General features: G+C 70.6%; 16 protein-coding genes. 13 read left to right on the top strand and 3 right to left on the bottom strand.

Translation table 11 applies throughout. The features are described from left to right. The first annotated feature begins 30 nt into the window (after window positions 1-30). Window positions 31-396, top strand: a complete 366-nt coding sequence (locus Afe05nite_RS31520) for a cupin domain-containing protein (RefSeq protein WP_203820905.1) — start codon at window positions 31-33, stop codon at window positions 394-396. On the opposite strand, the gene Afe05nite_RS31515 is transcribed toward Afe05nite_RS31520, so the two are convergent. Both Afe05nite_RS31515 and Afe05nite_RS31510 read right to left on the bottom strand, forming a co-directional pair. Beyond that, window positions 393-1,040, bottom strand: a complete 648-nt coding sequence (locus Afe05nite_RS31515; protein WP_203820904.1) for a maleylpyruvate isomerase N-terminal domain-containing protein — start codon at window positions 1,038-1,040, stop codon at window positions 393-395. The genes Afe05nite_RS31520 and Afe05nite_RS31515 overlap by 4 nt on opposite strands. After that, on the bottom strand, window positions 1,040-2,674 hold the full coding sequence (locus Afe05nite_RS31510) for an ABC-F family ATP-binding cassette domain-containing protein (RefSeq protein ID WP_203820903.1): 1,635 nt from the start codon (window positions 2,672-2,674) through the stop codon (window positions 1,040-1,042). Before Afe05nite_RS31510 ends, Afe05nite_RS31515 begins: the two co-directional genes overlap by 1 nt. 141 nt (window positions 2,675-2,815) lie before the next feature. Here Afe05nite_RS31510 and Afe05nite_RS31505 point away from each other — a divergent pair, with 141 nt between their 5' ends. Beyond that, window positions 2,816-4,672, top strand: coding sequence for a ricin-type beta-trefoil lectin domain protein (locus Afe05nite_RS31505; protein WP_203820902.1), 1,857 nt, complete (start codon window positions 2,816-2,818; stop codon window positions 4,670-4,672). A 156-nt stretch (window positions 4,673-4,828) separates the two neighbouring features. On the opposite strand, the gene Afe05nite_RS31500 is transcribed toward Afe05nite_RS31505, so the two are convergent. Further along, window positions 4,829-5,650 (bottom strand): PhzF family phenazine biosynthesis protein, encoded by an 822-nt coding sequence (locus tag Afe05nite_RS31500; RefSeq protein WP_203820901.1) that lies wholly within the window; start codon window positions 5,648-5,650, stop codon window positions 4,829-4,831. Between the two features lie 949 nt (window positions 5,651-6,599). Between Afe05nite_RS31500 and Afe05nite_RS31495 the strand changes: the two genes are divergently transcribed. The 11 genes from Afe05nite_RS31495 (at window position 6,600) to Afe05nite_RS31445 (ending at window position 16,188) form a co-directional block, all read left to right on the top strand. Continuing rightward, window positions 6,600-8,021 (top strand): sigma 54-interacting transcriptional regulator, encoded by a 1,422-nt coding sequence (locus tag Afe05nite_RS31495; protein WP_203820900.1) that lies wholly within the window; start codon window positions 6,600-6,602, stop codon window positions 8,019-8,021. A gap of 6 nt (window positions 8,022-8,027) precedes the next feature. Continuing rightward, complete coding sequence (locus Afe05nite_RS31490) at window positions 8,028-9,971, top strand: VWA domain-containing protein (RefSeq protein WP_203820899.1); 1,944 nt, start codon at window positions 8,028-8,030, stop codon at window positions 9,969-9,971. Window positions 9,972-10,139: 168 nt separating this feature from the next. Then, entirely contained in the window at window positions 10,140-10,748 is a 609-nt protein-coding gene (gene clsA, locus Afe05nite_RS31485) for a cardiolipin synthase ClsA (RefSeq protein ID WP_203820898.1), read from the top strand. Further along, complete coding sequence (locus Afe05nite_RS31480) at window positions 10,745-11,653, top strand: DUF881 domain-containing protein (protein ID WP_203820897.1); 909 nt, start codon at window positions 10,745-10,747, stop codon at window positions 11,651-11,653. Before clsA ends, Afe05nite_RS31480 begins: the two co-directional genes overlap by 4 nt. Further along, window positions 11,650-11,982 (top strand): small basic family protein, encoded by a 333-nt coding sequence (locus Afe05nite_RS31475; RefSeq protein WP_203820896.1) that lies wholly within the window; start codon window positions 11,650-11,652, stop codon window positions 11,980-11,982. Before Afe05nite_RS31480 ends, Afe05nite_RS31475 begins: the two co-directional genes overlap by 4 nt. A gap of 2 nt (window positions 11,983-11,984) precedes the next feature. After that, a complete protein-coding gene (locus Afe05nite_RS44130) occupies window positions 11,985-13,142 on the top strand; it encodes a DUF881 domain-containing protein (protein ID WP_239118323.1) in 1,158 nt (385 codons plus the stop codon). A 39-nt stretch (window positions 13,143-13,181) separates the two neighbouring features. Then, window positions 13,182-13,562 (top strand): glycine cleavage system protein GcvH, encoded by a 381-nt coding sequence (gcvH, locus tag Afe05nite_RS31465; protein WP_203820895.1) that lies wholly within the window; start codon window positions 13,182-13,184, stop codon window positions 13,560-13,562. A gap of 200 nt (window positions 13,563-13,762) precedes the next feature. Next, window positions 13,763-14,209, top strand: coding sequence for an oxoglutarate dehydrogenase inhibitor Odhl (odhI, locus tag Afe05nite_RS31460; RefSeq protein ID WP_203820894.1), 447 nt, complete (start codon window positions 13,763-13,765; stop codon window positions 14,207-14,209). Between the two features lie 71 nt (window positions 14,210-14,280). After that, window positions 14,281-14,949 (top strand): transcriptional regulator FtsR, encoded by a 669-nt coding sequence (gene ftsR, locus Afe05nite_RS31455; RefSeq protein ID WP_203820893.1) that lies wholly within the window; start codon window positions 14,281-14,283, stop codon window positions 14,947-14,949. A 90-nt stretch (window positions 14,950-15,039) separates the two neighbouring features. Next, on the top strand, window positions 15,040-15,504 hold the full coding sequence (locus tag Afe05nite_RS31450) for a bifunctional nuclease family protein (RefSeq protein ID WP_203820892.1): 465 nt from the start codon (window positions 15,040-15,042) through the stop codon (window positions 15,502-15,504). A 132-nt stretch (window positions 15,505-15,636) separates the two neighbouring features. Next, complete coding sequence (locus Afe05nite_RS31445) at window positions 15,637-16,188, top strand: MerR family transcriptional regulator (protein WP_203820891.1); 552 nt, start codon at window positions 15,637-15,639, stop codon at window positions 16,186-16,188. Window positions 16,189-16,190 lie beyond the last annotated feature (2 nt).

The raw sequence follows: 16,190 nt of genomic DNA, 5'->3' as shown, positions 1-16,190 counted from the left end.
CGGGCCGGCCACGCCGGTCAGGATCGGTGCATGCTCACGAAATTCGCGGTCGCCGACGAAGCGGCCGGCCTCACCGAGTTCTGGTCCCAGCGGGTGCTCGCCACCGCCAACGGCAATCTGCTCAAGGTGGCGAAGGGGACCCGGTCGACGACCTGGCACTCGCACGACGACCAGGACGAGACCTTCCTGCTGCTGGCCGGGCGGATGACGATCCAACTGCGCGACGGCGACGTGCCGCTGCTGCCCGGCGACCTGCTGGTCATCCCGCGCGGGGTCGAGCACTGCCCCCGGGTCGACGGCGACGAGGCCCACTTCCTGCTCATCGGGCCCGACGTGACCTCGAACGCGGCCGGCGGCAAACCGGACTGGAGCCGCGGTCGGCCTGCGGCCGGCTAGCCCAGGACGGGCAGTTCGCGGGCGAACCGTGCCTGGTCCTCCGTCGGCCGCACCCGCCCGGTGCCGAGCAGCGCCACCGTCTCATCCGTCCACGAGACTGGAAAAGCGCTGCCCGTCAGCGCCTCGACGGTCTGCCGGGTGAGCCGCAGCGCGTCCGGCGCCGCGCCGGGCCGGCGAAGGTCGAGGTGGTGGACGGCCAGCTCGACGGCCCAGGTCGCCAGGAAATCGCCGGTCGGCAGCACCTGACCCTGGAACCGCACGGCACCGGGCGCCAGGGCCGCGGTCGCCGCACGCACCCCGTCGACGGTCGGTGCCAGGTGCCGGATCGCGCCGCTGGGCCGCCGGTAGGACGCGCCCAGCAGCTGCACGAACCGCGTCCCGTCGAGCCAATCGCCCTCGCCCGGCGCCGGTGCCCGCCAATAGGCGGCCGCATCCGAGTCGGGCTCGGCATCGGTGCTGCCGACCAGGCCGAGGAGCATCTCCTGCAGCCCGAGGTGCACGTGGACGACCACGTTGCCGAGCGTCCAGCCGAGGCAGCGGCTGGACTCGAGCAGCTGCCGATCGCTGAGTGGTTCGACGGCGGCCACGAACGCGTCGAGCTGTCCGAGGAACGCGTCCCGGGCGCGAGCGTGGTCGACGTGCATCAGCCCGACACCTTCCCGCCGTCGACCTCGAGGTGGCGGTTGGTCTCGATCGCCTCCAGCATCCGCCGGTCGTGGGTGACCAGCAGCAGCGTGCCGGTGTAGCCGGCCAGCGCCGACTCGAGCTGCTCGATCGCGACCAGGTCCAGGTGGTTCGTCGGCTCGTCGAGGACCAGCAGGTTGACCCCGCGCGCCTGAAGCAGGGCCAGCGCCGCCCGGGTGCGTTCACCGGGCGACAGGGTGGCGGCCGGGCGCGGCACGTGCCCGGACCGGAGGCCGAACTTGGCCAGCAGGGTCCGCACGTCGGCGTCGGCCCAGGTCGGCACCTCGGCCCCGAACGCGGCCACTAGCGGCTGCGGCCCCAGGAACAGTCCGCGTGCCTGGTCGATCTCGCCGACCACCACACCGGGCCCGAGGCCGGCCGAACCCTCGTCGAGCGGCAGGCGGTTGAGCAGAGCCGCCAGCAGCGTCGATTTGCCCGACCCGTTGGCGCCGGTGATCGCGACCCGGTCGGCCCAGTCGATCTGCAGCGTGACCGGTCCCAGCGTGAAGTCCCCGCGCCGCACGACCGCGTCCCGCATGGTCGCCACCACGGCCCCGGCCCGGGGCGCCACGGCGATCGACATCCGCAGCTCCCACTCCTTGCGGGGCTCCTCGACGGCGTCGAGCCGCTCGATCATCTTCTCGGTCTGCCGAGCCTTGGCCGCCTGCTTCTCGCTGGTCTCGCCACGGGCGTGCTTGGCGATCTTGTCGTTGTCCGGCGCCTTCCGGCGCGCGTTCCGCACGCCCTTGTCCATCCAGGCGCGCTGCATGCGAGCACGTTCGAGCAGGTCGTCCTTCTTGTCGGCGTACTCCTCGTACTCCTCGCGAGCATGCCGGCGCGCCCGCTCCCGCTCCTCGAGGTAGGCGGCATAGCCGCCGCCGTAAAGATTCACCCGCTGCTGCGCGAGATCCAATTCAAGGACCTTGCTGACCGTACGGGTGAGGAACTCCCGATCGTGGCTGACCACCACGGTCCCGGCCCGCAGGCCGCGCACGAACTCCTCCAGCCGCGCCAGCCCGGCCAGGTCGAGGTCGTTCGTCGGCTCGTCGAGCAGAACCACGTCGAACCGGCTGAGCAGCAGCGACGCCATGCCCGCCCGAGCCGCCTGGCCCCCGGACAGCGCCGTCATCGGATGATCAAGCGCCACCGTGAGCCCGAGCTCGGCCGCCACCTGCGCGGCCCGCTCCTCCAGGTCGGCCCCGCCGAGGTCGAGCCACCGTTCGAGGGCCACGGCATATTCGTCGTCCGCCCCGTCGGCGCCCTCGCCGAGCCGTTCCGCCGCCAGGTCCATGGCCGCCTGTGCCGGTCCCACCCCGGTGCGGCGAGCGAGGAAGTCGCGCACACTCTCGCCGGCGCGCCGTTCCCGCTCCTGCGGCAGATATCCGACGTTCGCGGTGGGCGGGCTGAGCGAGACGGTTCCGCTCTCCAGGGGTACGAGCCCCGCCAGCGTCCGCAGAAGGGTCGTCTTGCCCGCTCCGTTGACCCCGACGAGGCCGATCACGTCCCCGGGTGCGACGACGAGGTCGAGCCCCGAGAAGAGAACGCGGTCGCCGTGCCCCGCGGCTAGGTCCCGGCCGATCAATGTGGCGCTCATATCCCGCAAATCCTAGGCGGCCCGCCCGGCGCGGCCGTCCCGGGTTCCGGAACCGGCAGGTCATTGACTGACCTCTATCGGGACGGGAGTATTTCGGGACTGTTAGTTCAACTTATAATTTATGGGAGGTGAGCACCGCTGATGTCCCCCCGCTCTCGCATCGCGGCAGCTGCCGTCGCCGGCCTCGCCGTCGTCGGACTCGGTATCCCCGCAAGCTCCGTCCAAGCCGCGCCGGCCGGTGCCGTGCAGGTCCATCTCAGTTCCGAGTCACGCACCGCCGGCTACGAGCCCAAGAACGGCAACTGGTACACCAACCCGGCGGCCGGCCTGGCCGGCACCCCGTACCAGCTGAGCAAGCAGGCCGACCTCGCCACCGCGGCCGCCGGCGGAACCGCCACCATCACGGTCGACACCACCCAGCAGTACCAGACGGTGCTCGGGGTGGGCTCCTCGCTGGAGGAGTCGACGATCTACAACCTGTCGCGGATGAGTGCGGCGGGACGGGACGCCGCGCTGCGGGCGCTCGTCGACCCGGTGAACGGGGCGGGCTTCAACGTCGCCCGGATCACGCTCGGCACCAGCGACTTCACGTCGCACGACTTCTACACCTACGACGACGGGGCGGCCGACCCGACGCTGGCGCGCTTCTCCATCCAGCGGGACATCGATCACCACATCATCTCGACGCTGCAGCAGGCGCTGGCGATCAACCCGAACCTGAAGATCTTCGCCAGTGCGTGGAGCGCCCCGCCGTGGATGAAGACCAGCAACAACATCATCGGCGGGAGTCTGCTCAGCCAGTACATCCCGAACCTGGCCGCGTACTACGGCAAGGCGGTCCGGGCGTACGCGGCGCTGGGTATCCCGATCTTCGCTCTTACGCTCCAGAACGAGCCGTTGTTCTCGCCCGCCGACTATCCCGGCATGCTCGTCTCCGCCGACCAGGAGCGTCAGCTGGCCAAGGCGGTGCGCGCGGAACTGCCGACCACCAAGATCTGGGCGTTCGACCACAACTTCGCCGAAGGCGCCGCCTACGCGGCGGGCGTGCTGACCGCGGACGCGCGCTCGTCGGTCGACGGGATCGCGTTCCACGACTACGCCGGTGACCCGTCGGTGATGGCGACGGTCAAGGCCACGTACCCGGAGAAGGACGTCCTGATGACCGAGCGCTCGGTGTGGGGGACCGCGGGTGCCGACCGGATCGTGCAGTACTTCCGCAACCAGGCCACCCTCTACGAGGGCTGGGTGTCCATGCTGGATCAGAACCGGTCGCCGGAGCGCTGGTCGGGTTCGCCCGACCCGACCATGATGGTGCAGAGCACGTCGAACCCGGACACGTTCTGGAAGCTGCCCGACTACAACATGGTCGCCCAGTTCTCGAAGTTCGTGAAAGCCGGCGCGAAGCGGGTGGCCAGCGGTTACGGCTCGACCGGCGCGGTCACCGACGTCGCCTTCGTCAACCCCGACAACTCCCTGGTCACCGTGGTGGTCAACCAGACCTCGGCGAACCAGACATTTACCGTACGGGCCGGAGCGCGCCAGTTCACCGCGACGTTGCCGGCCAAGACCACCGGGACCTACGTCTGGGCCGGGGCCGGAGATGCCGGCGCCGGGCCGGCCCGCACCGGGCAGATAACCGGTTACGGCGGCAAGTGCGTCGACGTCGCCGGTGCCTCGTCGGCGAACGGTGCCGCGGTCCAGCTCTACACCTGCAACTCCACCGGCGCCCAGGCGTGGACGGTCGGCACCGACGGCACCGTCCGGGCGCTCGGCAAGTGCCTCGACGTCGCGGCGGCAAGCTCCGCCAACGGCACCCAGATCCAGCTGTACGACTGCAACGGCACCGCCGCGCAGCAGTGGACCCCGAACGCCGACGGCACACTGCGCTCGCTCGGCAAGTGCCTGGACGCCACCGGACCCAGCTCCGCCGACGGCACCCGCCTGCAGATCTGGGACTGCACCGCCGCCACCAACCAGAAGTGGTCCTTGCCCGCCTAGCTTGCCCGCCTAGCTTGCCCGCCTAGCTTGCCCGCCTAGCTTGCCCGCTCAGCTTGCCCGCTCAGTTCGCCCGCTCAGTTCGCCCGGACCCGCCGCGAGTCGCTCGAGCCTCCCTCGGCTCGAGCGACTCGCCCCGGTCCCGCCCCGCCGCTCCGGTCAGAGATCTGTGATCGGCACGGCGTTACCGCTCACCCGCACACCCGGCTCGTCCCGGCGCAGCTCCACCGTGATGCGGCTCGGCCGGCCCATGTCGTCCCCCTGCCGCAGCAGCAGCGTGGCGTCCGCCGGCACGATCCGCAGCTCCCGCAGGTAGGCCCCGAACGCGGCGGCCGCCGCCCCCGTAGCCGGATCCTCGTAGACGCCACCCACCGGAAACGGGTCCCGCACATCGAACGTGTCCTCGGCCGCCCGGAACACCAGTTGCACCGTGGTCCACCCGCGCGCTTGCATCAGGGCCTTCAACGCCGGCACGTCATAGTCCAGCTCAGCGAGGCGCCGCCGGGTCCCGACGGCCACAATCGGGTGGTACGCCCCGGCGTACGCGACCTTCGGTGGCAGTGCCCCGTCGAGATCCGACGCATTCCACCGCAACGCCGCCAGCAGCGCTTGCAGATCCGCCGCGGACAGCTCGCCCACCGTCGGCACCACACTCGTCAAGGTGGCCCGGCCCGCCTCGTCCACACGCACCGGCACCTCCCCGGCGTCGGTGACGAAAATATGCTCACCCGGTCCCAATGCCACCGCCGTAGCCACCGTCGCGTGCCCGCAGAACGGCACCTCAGCCAGCGGCGCGAAGTACCGAACCCGATGCCGCCCACCGTCCACCGACACCCGGAACGCCGTCTCCGAATAGCCCACCTCCGCCGCCACGGCAAGCATCCGCTCGGCACTGAGCCCCGCCGCGTCCAGCACCACCCCCGCCGGGTTGCCACCCTGGGGATCCTCGGTGAACGCCGCGTACCGCTGAATCTCCGCCATCCCGCCAGCCTGCCGCCCCCACCCCGGCGAAGCCAGCGCCATTGCCGCGCGTCACAGCCTCCCCCTCCGCCCGAACCGCTTCAACCCGTCCGGCCGGCCGCGCGTGGTCCCTTTTGCCGCACATGTCGGACGGCTCGCCGTTCTCACGCGGCCCGGCCGCACCCGCCCCGGCCGCACCCGCCCCGGCCGCACCCGCCCCGGCCCTACCTGGCCGCCCGGCGCCCCGGCCGCCCGACCCGGCGACGGGGGAACCCGCTGGCACGGCGATCGTCGGTCCGGCAGCCGGTCGACCCCGGGCGTTCACGATCCGGGGCCCGGCGATCCGCGGTTCGGCGATCTGATCTTGAGGTCCTCGGAGACCCCATTTTCCGTGAAGACGGGGTCTCCCGGCCGCTCAGAGGCTCCTCTTTCAGAGAAGTTGCACGGATCTTGCTCGGTGACTCGGTGGCTGGGTGGCCCGACTCGCGACCCGACGCGGCGGCCGGTCAACTGGGCGATCCAGGGCCTGGCGACCGATCTCTTGGTCATCCGAGGCACCTTTTCGGTGAAGATGAGGCCTCGTCGTCTTCGGAGGCGACATCTTCCCTGAGGTTGGGCGGATCTTGGCCGGCCTTGGGGCGGCCCGTGGCTTGGGGCGGCGGCGAGGGGGCGGGCGGGTGGTCGCTGGGGAAGACTCGCTCGGGCGTGACGCTGAACCGGCCTGTGTAAAGGGGTAGCGCGGTCTGGCTACGCAAAGGCGGGAGGCGCCCGGGAAGGCTGACTGGCTGACTGGCCCGCAGGACTGGCAGAAACCAAGTGGCGGACGGGGGCCACGGCCGGGTGCGGGCGAGTCCAATAAAGACAGGCGGCCCGCGTACCGGAAGAAGATCTTGGGGTTGGCGGTTATTCCCGCGCCGGGTGCTGCGTTGATCTCATTTTTCTGTCGGAGGGGCGGAGTAGCGTTCGTGCGGTGACAGAAGCTGCTGCTTTCCTGCCCGTGGCCCCCGCTGACCTTCCCCGCACGGTGGGGGAGTTGCGGGCGTCGGGGCACGAGTTCCGGACGGTCAAAGAGGAGCTGCGGGAAAACCTGCTGGAGCGGCTGCGGGCGGGGGCGCCGCGGTTCCCGGGCATCGTGGGCTATGACGACACCGTGCTTCCGGAGGTGGAGCGGGCGTTGCTCGCCGGGCACGACATGGTGCTGCTGGGCGAGCGGGGGCAGGGCAAGACCCGGCTCATCCGTGGCCTGGTCGACCTGCTCGACGAGTGGACTCCGTTCATCGCCGGGTCGGAGCTGCACGAGCACCCCTATGCGCCGATCACGCCGGGGTCGCGGCGGCTTGCCGCCGAGACCGGTGATCTGCTGCCGGTGGCGTGGCTGCACCGGTCGGAGCGTTATGGGGAGAAGCTGGCGACGCCCGACACCAGCGTCGGTGACCTGATCGGTGACGTCGACCCGATAAAGGTGGCCGAGGGGCGGGCGCTGGGCGACCCGGAGACGATCCACTTCGGTCTCGTGCCGCGCACCAACCGGGGCATCTTCGCGGTCAACGAGTTGCCCGACCTCGCCGAGCGCATCCAGGTGTCGCTGCTCAACGTGCTGGAGGAGCGGGACATCCAGGTCCGTGGCTATCAGCTGCGTCTGCCGCTCGACCTGCTGCTCGTGGCGTCGGCCAACCCGGAGGACTACACCAACCGCGGCCGCATCATCACGCCGCTCAAGGACCGGTTCGGGGCCGAGATCCGCACCCACTACCCGATCGAGCTGGCCCTGGAGACCGAACTGATCCGGCAGGAGGCCGCCCTGGTCGCGGTCGTGCCCGAGCATCTGCTCGACGTGCTGGCGCGTTACACGCGGGCGGTCCGTGAGTCGCCCGCGGTCGACGCCCGGTCGGGCATCTCGGCCCGGTTCGCGATCGCGGCCGCCGAGACGGTGTCGGCGTCCGCTCTGCGGCGTTATGGCCTGCGCAACGAGAAGGAGGCGGTGGCCCGCATCTGCGACACGGTGTCGGTCACGTCCACGCTGCGGGGCAAGGTCGAGTTCGAGAGCGGTGAGGAGGGGCGCGAGACCGAGGTGCTCGCCCACCTGCTGCGGGTCGCCACGGCCGAGACGTTCCGCGACCGGCTCGGTGGGGTCGACCTGTCCGGGTTCACCGCGCTGGTCGCCGAGGGGGCGATCATCGAGACCGGCGACCTGGTGCCGGCGGAGGAGCTGCTCGCTCAGATCGGGTCGGTCCCGGGCCTGGCCAAGGCGCTCGACCGGCTGGGTCTGGGTGACGGGCCGACGCCCGGCGAGGCGGCCTCGGGCATCGAGTTCGTGCTCGAGGGCCTGCATCTCACTCGGCGGCTCGCCAAGGAGCTCACCGACGACGGACGCACTCTCTACGGGAGCTGACCAGACGTGGCCGGAAACAGATTTCGTTACGGTGCGTGGCGCGACGGGCCGGACCCGCTCGCGCCGCCCTACGACGTGCGGGCCGCGGTCGACGAGGTCGGCGAGCGGGTGCTGGCCGGCGACAGCCTGCGGGACGTGCTTCGTGACCTGCTGCGGCGTGGGCCGCGGCAGGGTCGCGGGCTCGACGAGTTGCGGGACCGGGCCCGGCGCATGCGGCGGGACGCGCTGCGGCGGGGCAACCTCGACGGGGCGGTCACCCGCGCCCAGCAGTTGCTCGACCAGGCGTTGGCGACCGAGCGTGATGCTCTGCGCGCCGGCGATGACGACGACTCCCGGTTCGCCGAGGCCGTCCTGGACAACCTGCCCAGGTCCACGGCGAGGGCCGTCGAGGAATTGTCCGAATACAACTGGACCTCCGACGAGGCGCGCGGGCTCTACCAGCAGATTCTCGACGGGCTCAAGCGGGAGGTCGTCGAGCAGCGTTTCGCCGGCATGAAGCAGGCGCTGGAGAACGGCGACTTCGACGGCGTGTCGGAGATGGTGGGCGACCTCAACGATCTCCTCCAGCGACACGCGCGGGGTGAGGACACCGACGACGCTTTCCGGCAGTTCATGGACAAGCACGGCCAGTTCTTCCCGGAGAACCCGGCGAACATCGAGGAGCTGATCGACTCGCTGGCCCGGCGGGCGGCCGCGTCCGAGCGCCTGATGCGCTCCCTGTCGGCGCAACAGCAGGAGGAGCTGTCCCGGCTGATGGACCAGGCCCTGGGGGACGGTCCGCTGCGCGGGCAGCTCGGCGAGCTCACCGACAACCTGCGTGCCCTGCGTCCGCAGCTCAACTGGGGACGTGGCGAGCAGCGGATGCGCGGGCCCGACGACCTCGGCTACGGCGACGCGGCGGCGGCCCTGGGTGAGATCGGCGAGCTCGACGAACTGCTCGACCAGCTGGGCCAGGAGCATCCGGGCGCGACCCTCGACGACATCGACGTCGAGATGGTGGAGCGGCAGCTGGGCCGGGGCTCGGCCGACGACGTGCGCCGCCTGCGTGATCTTGAACGTGAGCTGGCCCGGCAGGGGTGGGTGCAGCGTGACGCGGAAGGCCTGACGTTGTCGCCGAAGGCGCTGCGCCGGCTCGGCCGCACCGCCTTGGCCCAGGTGTTCGACCAGCTCAAGGGCAAGCGGCAGGGTCAGCACGACCTGCGCGACGCCGGTGCGGCGGGCGACCTGATCGGTTCGTCGCGGCGCTGGGAGTACGGCGACGAGCAGCCGCTCGACGTGGTCCGCACGATCGGCAACGCGATCCGGCGCAGCGGCGTGGCGACCCTTCCGGTGCGGTTGCGCCCGGAGGACTTCGAGGTGGCCGAGACCGAGCGCCGGGCGTCGGCGGCGGTCGCGCTGTGTGTCGACCTGTCCTACTCGATGTACGCGGACGGTCGCTGGGGTCCGATGAAGCAGACCGCCCTCGCGCTGTCACACCTGGTCGAGACCCAGTTCCCGCAGGATTCGCTGCAGATCATCGGCTTCGGGAAATACGCGTCGGTGCTGTCCCAGGGGCAGTTGGCGGCGATCGACCCGACCGCCGAGAAGGGCACCAACCTGCAGCACGCGCTCAACCTGGCCGGCCGCCACCTGCGCCGCCACCCGGGTTCCGAGCCGGTCGTGATGATCGTGACCGACGGCGAGCCGACCGCTCATCTCGAGGACGGTGAGTCCTACTTCTGGTGGCCGCCGACGCCCGCGACCGTGCGGGCGACCGTGCACGAGGTCGACCACCTGACCCGGTTCGGGGCGACGCTCAACTTCTTCATGCTGGGCGAGGACCCGGGTCTGCAGGCGTTCGTCGGGAAGGTGGCCGAGCGCAACGGCGGCCGGGTGTTCAGCCCGGATGCCGACGAGTTGGGCCGCTATGTCGTCGACGACTACGTGCGGGCGCGGCGGGGAAGAGGCTGACAGCTAGGATCCTAGGACGGCGGACACGCTGTGCGGCACGCGACGGGTGACGGGCAGCGGGCTCGGGGCTGGTTATAGTGGCTCGGCGAGTGACCGGTGCCGACCGGTCGGGGGCAGACTTGCCCGGAGTCTGGCCGTGCCGTCTCCGGAGGGGGAGAGGAAGTCGCGATGTCGCAGCACCCTGCGCCGTCCATCGCCGCCTCCAACCGGATCTGGACGATCCCCAACGTCATCAGCTTCATCCGGCTGCTGGGCGTGCCGCTGTTCCTCTACCTGCTGCTCGGGCCGAAACACGACGTCGCCGCCGTGATCGTCCTGGCGGTCGGTGGCACCACCGACTGGGTGGACGGCTTCGTGGCCCGCCGGATGAACTCGGTGAGCCGCCTCGGTGAACTGCTCGACCCGTTCGCCGACCGGCTCTACATCCTGGCCACGCTCATCGGCTTCACCATCCGGGGCGTCGTGCCCTACTGGCTGACCGGCGCCCTGCTGGCCCGCGAGGTGGTGCTCGGCATCGCCCTGCTGGTGTTGCGCCGCAACGGTTACGGGCCACCACCGGTGCATTACGTCGGCAAGACTGGCACGTTCGTGCTGCTCGCCGCGTTCCCGGTGATCCTGCTGGCGCAGGCGGTCGACTCCGTCTCGTCGTGGCTGGCCCCGGCCGGCTGGGGCCTGGCCTGGTGGGCGCTCGGCCTCTACTGGGCGGCCGCCGCCCTCTATCTCGCGCAGACCGCGCAGCTCCTGCGAGCATCCAGAGCCGCGGCGGCGGCCGGATGAGTGGGACCGAGCCGAAGCGCGTCTATCCCGCCGACTTCCTCACCGAACTGTTCCGCAACCCGCTGGACCCCGGATATGCCGACGCCGCCGCCCGCAAGGCGGTCGAGGGCGAGCCGACCGGCGCCCGCAAGTGGCTGAGCGGCGGCAGCCTGGCGGTGACCCTGGTCGTTCTCGGTTTCCTGCTCGTCGTCGCCTACCAGCAGACGGTCGCCGACGAACCGGCCCGCACCAAGGCCCGCGCGACCCTGATCGACCAGGTGCAGAAGCGCCGGGACGACACGGTCGACCTGCAGAACCGCGCCGACCAGCTCAGCGACGAGGTCAACAGCCTGCGCGAACGGGAACTCGGCGGAGCCACCGTGGCGCGCCTGCGTGACCTCGAGGCGGCGACCGGGCTGGCCGCTGTGAAGGGTTCGGGTGCCAAGGTCACCCTGGCCGACGGCCCGACCCCGATCAACGCGCTCACCGGCGAACGCAACACCGCCGCCCGGGTCAAGGACACCGACCTCCAGCTGGCCACCAACGCGCTCTGGTCGCAGGGCGCCGAGGCGGTCACGATCAACGGGCAGCGGCTCACCGCGACGTCGACGATCCGTCAGGCCGGCGAGGCGATCCTGGTCGACTTCCGGCCGGTGACCACGCCGTACGAGGTGATCGCGATCGGCCCCGACGATCTCGCCGAGAAGTTCGCGGACGGCTACGCGGGCCGGTTCTTCCAGGAGCTCGCCACGAAGTACGGCATGTCCTTCGCCACCCGTGAAGCCAAGAACGTCACCCTCGCCGCGGCCACCGAGCTCAAGTTGCGCGTCGCCGAGCCGTCCACCCCACCGCCCGCACCGTCGGGCTTCCCCAGTTCCTCGGGCTCGGTGTCGGCCGGCCCGTCCACATCGGAAGGCGGCCGATGATCGCCGTTCTCGCCCTGGTCGCCGGCGTAGCGCTGGGCATCCTGTTCCACCCCACGGTTCCCGCCGCGCTCCAGCCCTATCTGCCGATCGCCGTGGTCGCGGCGCTCGACGCGGTGTTCGGCGGGGTGCGCGCGAAACTCGACGGCATCTTCGACGACAAACAGTTCGTCGTCTCCTTCATCTCGAACGTCCTGGTCGCCGCCCTGATCGTCTACCTCGGCGACCAACTCGGCGTCGGCGGTCAGCTCTCCACCGGCGTCGTCGTCGTGCTCGGCGTCCGCATCTTCGGCAACGTCGCGGCCATCCGCCGCCACCTCTTCCGGGCGTGACGATGAGCGACGACCAGAACCCCGATCTGCCCACCGCGGGACGCCGGCCTCCGCCGACGTCAAATGCCGAGGACGGTACGGCGAAAGCCGTCCCCGACCGCACCACGGCCGCCCCCGCGGATTCACCAGCGAACACCAGGCCCGACCCGGGCGAGGCGACCACGCGCCTGACTCCGCCGGCACCTCCGGCCGTCCCGGACGCCGACGAGCCGACCGCCGCCCTCGCCCGGCCCTCCGCCGGACCACCGGGTGAAGGCGCGACCGTGCGCCTGCCCCGGCCCGGCGAACAGCTGCCCCGTCCCACCACCCCGAACCGAGGCGCGGGGGACGACGAGGACACGGCGCGGCTTGACGAGCCGGTCAAGCGTGCGTCGGTGGGGACCGGCGAACCGGGCCAAGGCATCGACGCGTCACTCGATCCGGTGAGCTCGGGGGCGGGTGCTCCGGCCGTACCCAAGCAGGACGGGCCGGCCCGGCGCCGGCTCACCTCGGCCGGCACCCTGATCGCGTTGCTGTTGGCATTGTTCGGGTTCACGCTCGTGGTGCAGTTGCGCAGCAACGACGGGGATCAGGGACTGGCCAGTGCGCGGCAGGAGGACCTGGTGCGGATTCTGTCCGATCTGGATGCCAGTGACAGCCGGCTGCAGAGTCAGATCAACGCCCTCGAGCAGAGTCAGCGGCAGTTGAGTTCGGGTGTGGCGGGTCGGCAGGCGGCACTTGCCGAGGCCGAGAAGCGGGCCGATGAGCTGGGCCTGCTCGCGGGCACGCTGCCGGGGCGCGGGCCGGGGCTGGTGATCACGCTGGACCGGGTGAAGGCGTCGTCGATCCTCAATGCCGTGCAGGAGTTGCGCGGGGCCGGCGGCGAGGTGTTGCAGCTGACCGGGTCGAACGGGCTGAGCGTGCGGATCGTGGCGTCCAGCTATTTCGTGGACGCCGAGGGGGGCGGGATCATCGCGGACAGCGCCAAGCTCGCCGCGCCGTACACCTTGTCGGTCATCGGGCAGCCGCAGACTATGCAGACGGCGTTGCAGATCCCGGGCGGGGTGGTCGCGTCGGTGAACAGCGGCGGCGGTAGCGTGACGATGGAACAGCGCGGCACCGTCGAGGTGACCGCGGTGCGCAAGGCCACGACTCTGCAATACGCCAAGCCGGCCTCGTGAGAGGCTTGGGGCAAATGTATGACAAACCGGGAGAATCGCGTGATTCCTGAGGACCTGCGGTACACGGCGGAACACGAGTGGGTGTCCGGTGACGGCAGCGGGCCCGTGCGGGTGGGCATCACCCACTTCGCGCAGGACGCGCTGGGCGACATCGTCTTCGTGCAGCTGCCCGAGGAGGGCACGGCGGTCGCGGCCGGCGACTCGCTCGGCGAGATCGAGTCGACCAAGAGCGTCTCGGAGATCTACGCGCCGATCGCCGGCACCATCGTGTCGAAGAACGGTTCGCTGGCCGACGAGCCCGAGCTGATCAACGCCGAGCCCTACGCGGCCGGCTGGCTCGTCGAGATCGCGCCGGACGACCCGGCGTCGGTCGGGCAGCTGCTCGACGCCGCCGGTTATCAATCTTTGACCGAGAGCTGACTCTAATTCCCGCGCGTCCGGTTGCCCGCCGATATTGGCGCTGACTAGGCTCGCATTTGCATTTTTGAACTGTGCAGTGGTGTTGGACAGCTTTGCAGAACGAAATTGAAGACCGATTGTCGTGCGTCCGGGCCTGACGGCCGCGGCGGGGGAGTCCTCGCGCCGCCTGGCGACGACCAACTGATCCGTGAGGTGGTCCGATGACGCGCCCAGACGACGAGTTCCCCCCACTCGACGTCACGTCCACGCTGAACCTCGGTGCGCTCGACGAGGTGCTTGAGGGTCCCGACACCGACGTGGTGCCGAGCCGGATGTCCGGTTCGCTCCCGCCCGGTATGGCGCTGCTCGTCGTGCGCCGCGGCCCCAACGCCGGAGCGCGGTTCCTGCTGGACCACGACGTGACCACCAGCGGCCGGCATCCCGACAGCGACATCTTCCTCGATGACGTGACCGTGTCGCGCCGGCACGCCGAGTTCCACCGCGACTCCGGCACCTTCACGGTGCGCGACGTCGGCTCGCTCAACGGCACCTACGTCAATCGTGAGCGCGTCGAGGCGGCAACCCTGAGCAACGGTGACGAGGTCCAGATCGGTAAGTTCCGCCTCGTCTTCATCGCCGGCCCCCGGCCGGAGGGCGAGGGTAACTGATCGTGAATTCGTCAGGGGCTGCCGCACGCGACCCGGGGCCACGGCCCACGGGTCAGCGCGAGGCTGCGCTGATGAGCATCGGGGAAGTGCTCGCGCACCTGCGCACCGAGTTCCCCGACACGACGATCTCCAAGTTGCGGTTCCTGGAGGCGGAGGGGCTCGTCGATCCCGAGCGCACCGCCTCCGGGTACCGCAAATACTCCTGGAACGACGTGGCACGGCTGCGCTTCGTGCTGACCGCGCAACGCGACCAGTACCTTCCGTTGCGGGTAATCCGGGAGCAACTCGACCGCATGGACGAGGCACCGCCCGCGCCCGCGCGGCCGGCGCTGGTCGCGGTGGGCAGTGAGAAGGCGTCCGATCCGTCCGACACCCGGGTCCCCCGGGAGGATGTGATCGAACGCACTGGGGTCGCCCCGGCGCTGCTCGACGAGCTCGAGCAGATCGGTCTCGTCACCGCCAAACCACCCGGGTGGTACGACGGCGACGCGGTGCTGATCGTCGAGGCCGTGGTCGGGCTGACGCGGTACGGGCTGGAAGCGCGCCACCTGCGGGCGTTCCGGGCCGCCGCGGACCGTGAGGTCGGCCTGTTCACACAGCTGCTCGCACCGCTGGTGCGGCAGAGTGACCCGGCCGCCCGGGCGCGTGCCGGCGAGACCGCCCGCGAGCTGCAGGCGTTGTCGCAAAAGTTGCACGCCGCACTGGTTCGGGCCGGCTTGCGCGGAGAACTCGGCCGCTGAGCCGTTCCGGCGGGCGCGTCCCGGGCGTGTAGCGTGCAACTTGACGGCTTTTTGGTTTGTTTTGCAGACAACGACACACGGAGGCGGGCGGTGCGCGAGCTGAGCGTGGTCGGGGTTCGGGTGGAGTTGCCGAGCAACCAGCCGATCGTCCTGCTGCGGGAGGTCGACGGTGATCGGTACCTACCGATCTGGATCGGCGCCGTGGAGGCGACGGCCATCGCGTACGAGCAGCAGGGTGTGAAGCCGGCCCGTCCGCTCACCCATGACCTCCTACGGGACATTCTGGGGGCTCTCAAGGCGCCGCTGCGGGCCGTGGAGATCACCGAGCTGAAGGACAACGTCTTCTACGCCGACCTGCTGATCGGCGAGGACGTGCGGGTTTCCGCCCGGCCGAGTGATTCCATCGCCCTGGCGTTGCGGGTGGGGGCGCCGATCCGTTGTGCCGAACAGGTGCTGACCGAGGCCGGCATCGTGATCCCGGACGAGCAGGAGGACGAGGTCGAGAAGTTCCGCGAGTTCCTCGACCAGGTCCGCCCGGAGGATTTCGCCGGCTGACCGGACGCGCCGGGTGATCGACTTCCTCCCATGGCGGCGTGTCGCCGCATTACCTGACTGTTTCCGCGACTGCTGAGATATACGCTCGTGAAGTCCAGGTGAAGCGGCACCGCGCAGCGGGGAGGTAGTCGCGTGCACGAGCAGCCGTTAGAGGGCCCACTCGTCGGCGAGGACGGATCGGTCGGCTATCGCGGGGTCACGGCTTGCCAGGCGGTCGGCATCAGCTACCGCCAGCTCGACTACTGGGCCCGCACCACACTTGTCGTGCCGAGCATCCGCGACGCGTCCGGTTCCGGCACCCAGCGCCTCTATTCGTTCCGTGACCTGGTCGTTCTCAAGGTCGTCAAGCGTCTGCTGGACGCCGGCGTGTCGTTGCAGAACATCCGCCGCGCCATCGAGGCACTGCGTTCGCGCGGGGTCGAGGATCTGGCCGGCATCACGCTGATCTCCGACGGCACCACCGTCTACGAGTGCCGTTCGCCGGAAGAGGTCGTCGACCTGCTCCAGGGCGGTCAGGGCGTGTTCGGCATCGCCATCGGCGGAGCGTTCAAGGAGATCCAGGGTTCGTTGTCGCACCTGCCGGCCGAGCCGGCCGCCGGCCCCACCCCCGTCGGTCCGCTGCCCGACGAGCCGGCCGCGGGCGACGAGCTCGCAGCCCGCCGCGCCCGCCGCCGCGCCGGCTAGCG

The organism is Paractinoplanes ferrugineus, assembly GCF_016862195.1.
In the GTDB taxonomy this organism is placed as follows: domain Bacteria; phylum Actinomycetota; class Actinomycetes; order Mycobacteriales; family Micromonosporaceae; genus Actinoplanes; species Actinoplanes ferrugineus.
The sequence above is the reverse complement of the archived record's forward strand: the minus strand, read 5'-3'. Positions and strand labels throughout refer to the sequence as shown.

Bases quoted from the DNA above. Each gene is read 5' to 3' on its own strand.
- Afe05nite_RS31520 (WP_203820905.1), top strand. From the start codon at position 31: ATGCTCACGAAATTCGCGGTCGCCGACGAAGCGGCCGGCCTCACCGAG.
- Afe05nite_RS31515 (WP_203820904.1), bottom strand. From the start codon at position 1,040: ATGCACGTCGACCACGCTCGCGCCCGGGACGCGTTCCTCGGACAGCTC.
- Afe05nite_RS31510 (WP_203820903.1), bottom strand. From the start codon at position 2,674: ATGAGCGCCACATTGATCGGCCGGGACCTAGCCGCGGGGCACGGCGAC.
- Afe05nite_RS31505 (WP_203820902.1), top strand. From the start codon at position 2,816: ATGTCCCCCCGCTCTCGCATCGCGGCAGCTGCCGTCGCCGGCCTCGCC.
- Afe05nite_RS31500 (WP_203820901.1), bottom strand. From the start codon at position 5,650: ATGGCGGAGATTCAGCGGTACGCGGCGTTCACCGAGGATCCCCAGGGT.
- clsA (WP_203820898.1), top strand. From the start codon at position 10,140: ATGTCGCAGCACCCTGCGCCGTCCATCGCCGCCTCCAACCGGATCTGG.
- Afe05nite_RS31480 (WP_203820897.1), top strand. From the start codon at position 10,745: ATGAGTGGGACCGAGCCGAAGCGCGTCTATCCCGCCGACTTCCTCACC.
- Afe05nite_RS31475 (WP_203820896.1), top strand. From the start codon at position 11,650: ATGATCGCCGTTCTCGCCCTGGTCGCCGGCGTAGCGCTGGGCATCCTG.
- Afe05nite_RS44130 (WP_239118323.1), top strand. From the start codon at position 11,985: ATGAGCGACGACCAGAACCCCGATCTGCCCACCGCGGGACGCCGGCCT.
- odhI (WP_203820894.1), top strand. From the start codon at position 13,763: ATGACGCGCCCAGACGACGAGTTCCCCCCACTCGACGTCACGTCCACG.
- ftsR (WP_203820893.1), top strand. From the start codon at position 14,281: ATGAGCATCGGGGAAGTGCTCGCGCACCTGCGCACCGAGTTCCCCGAC.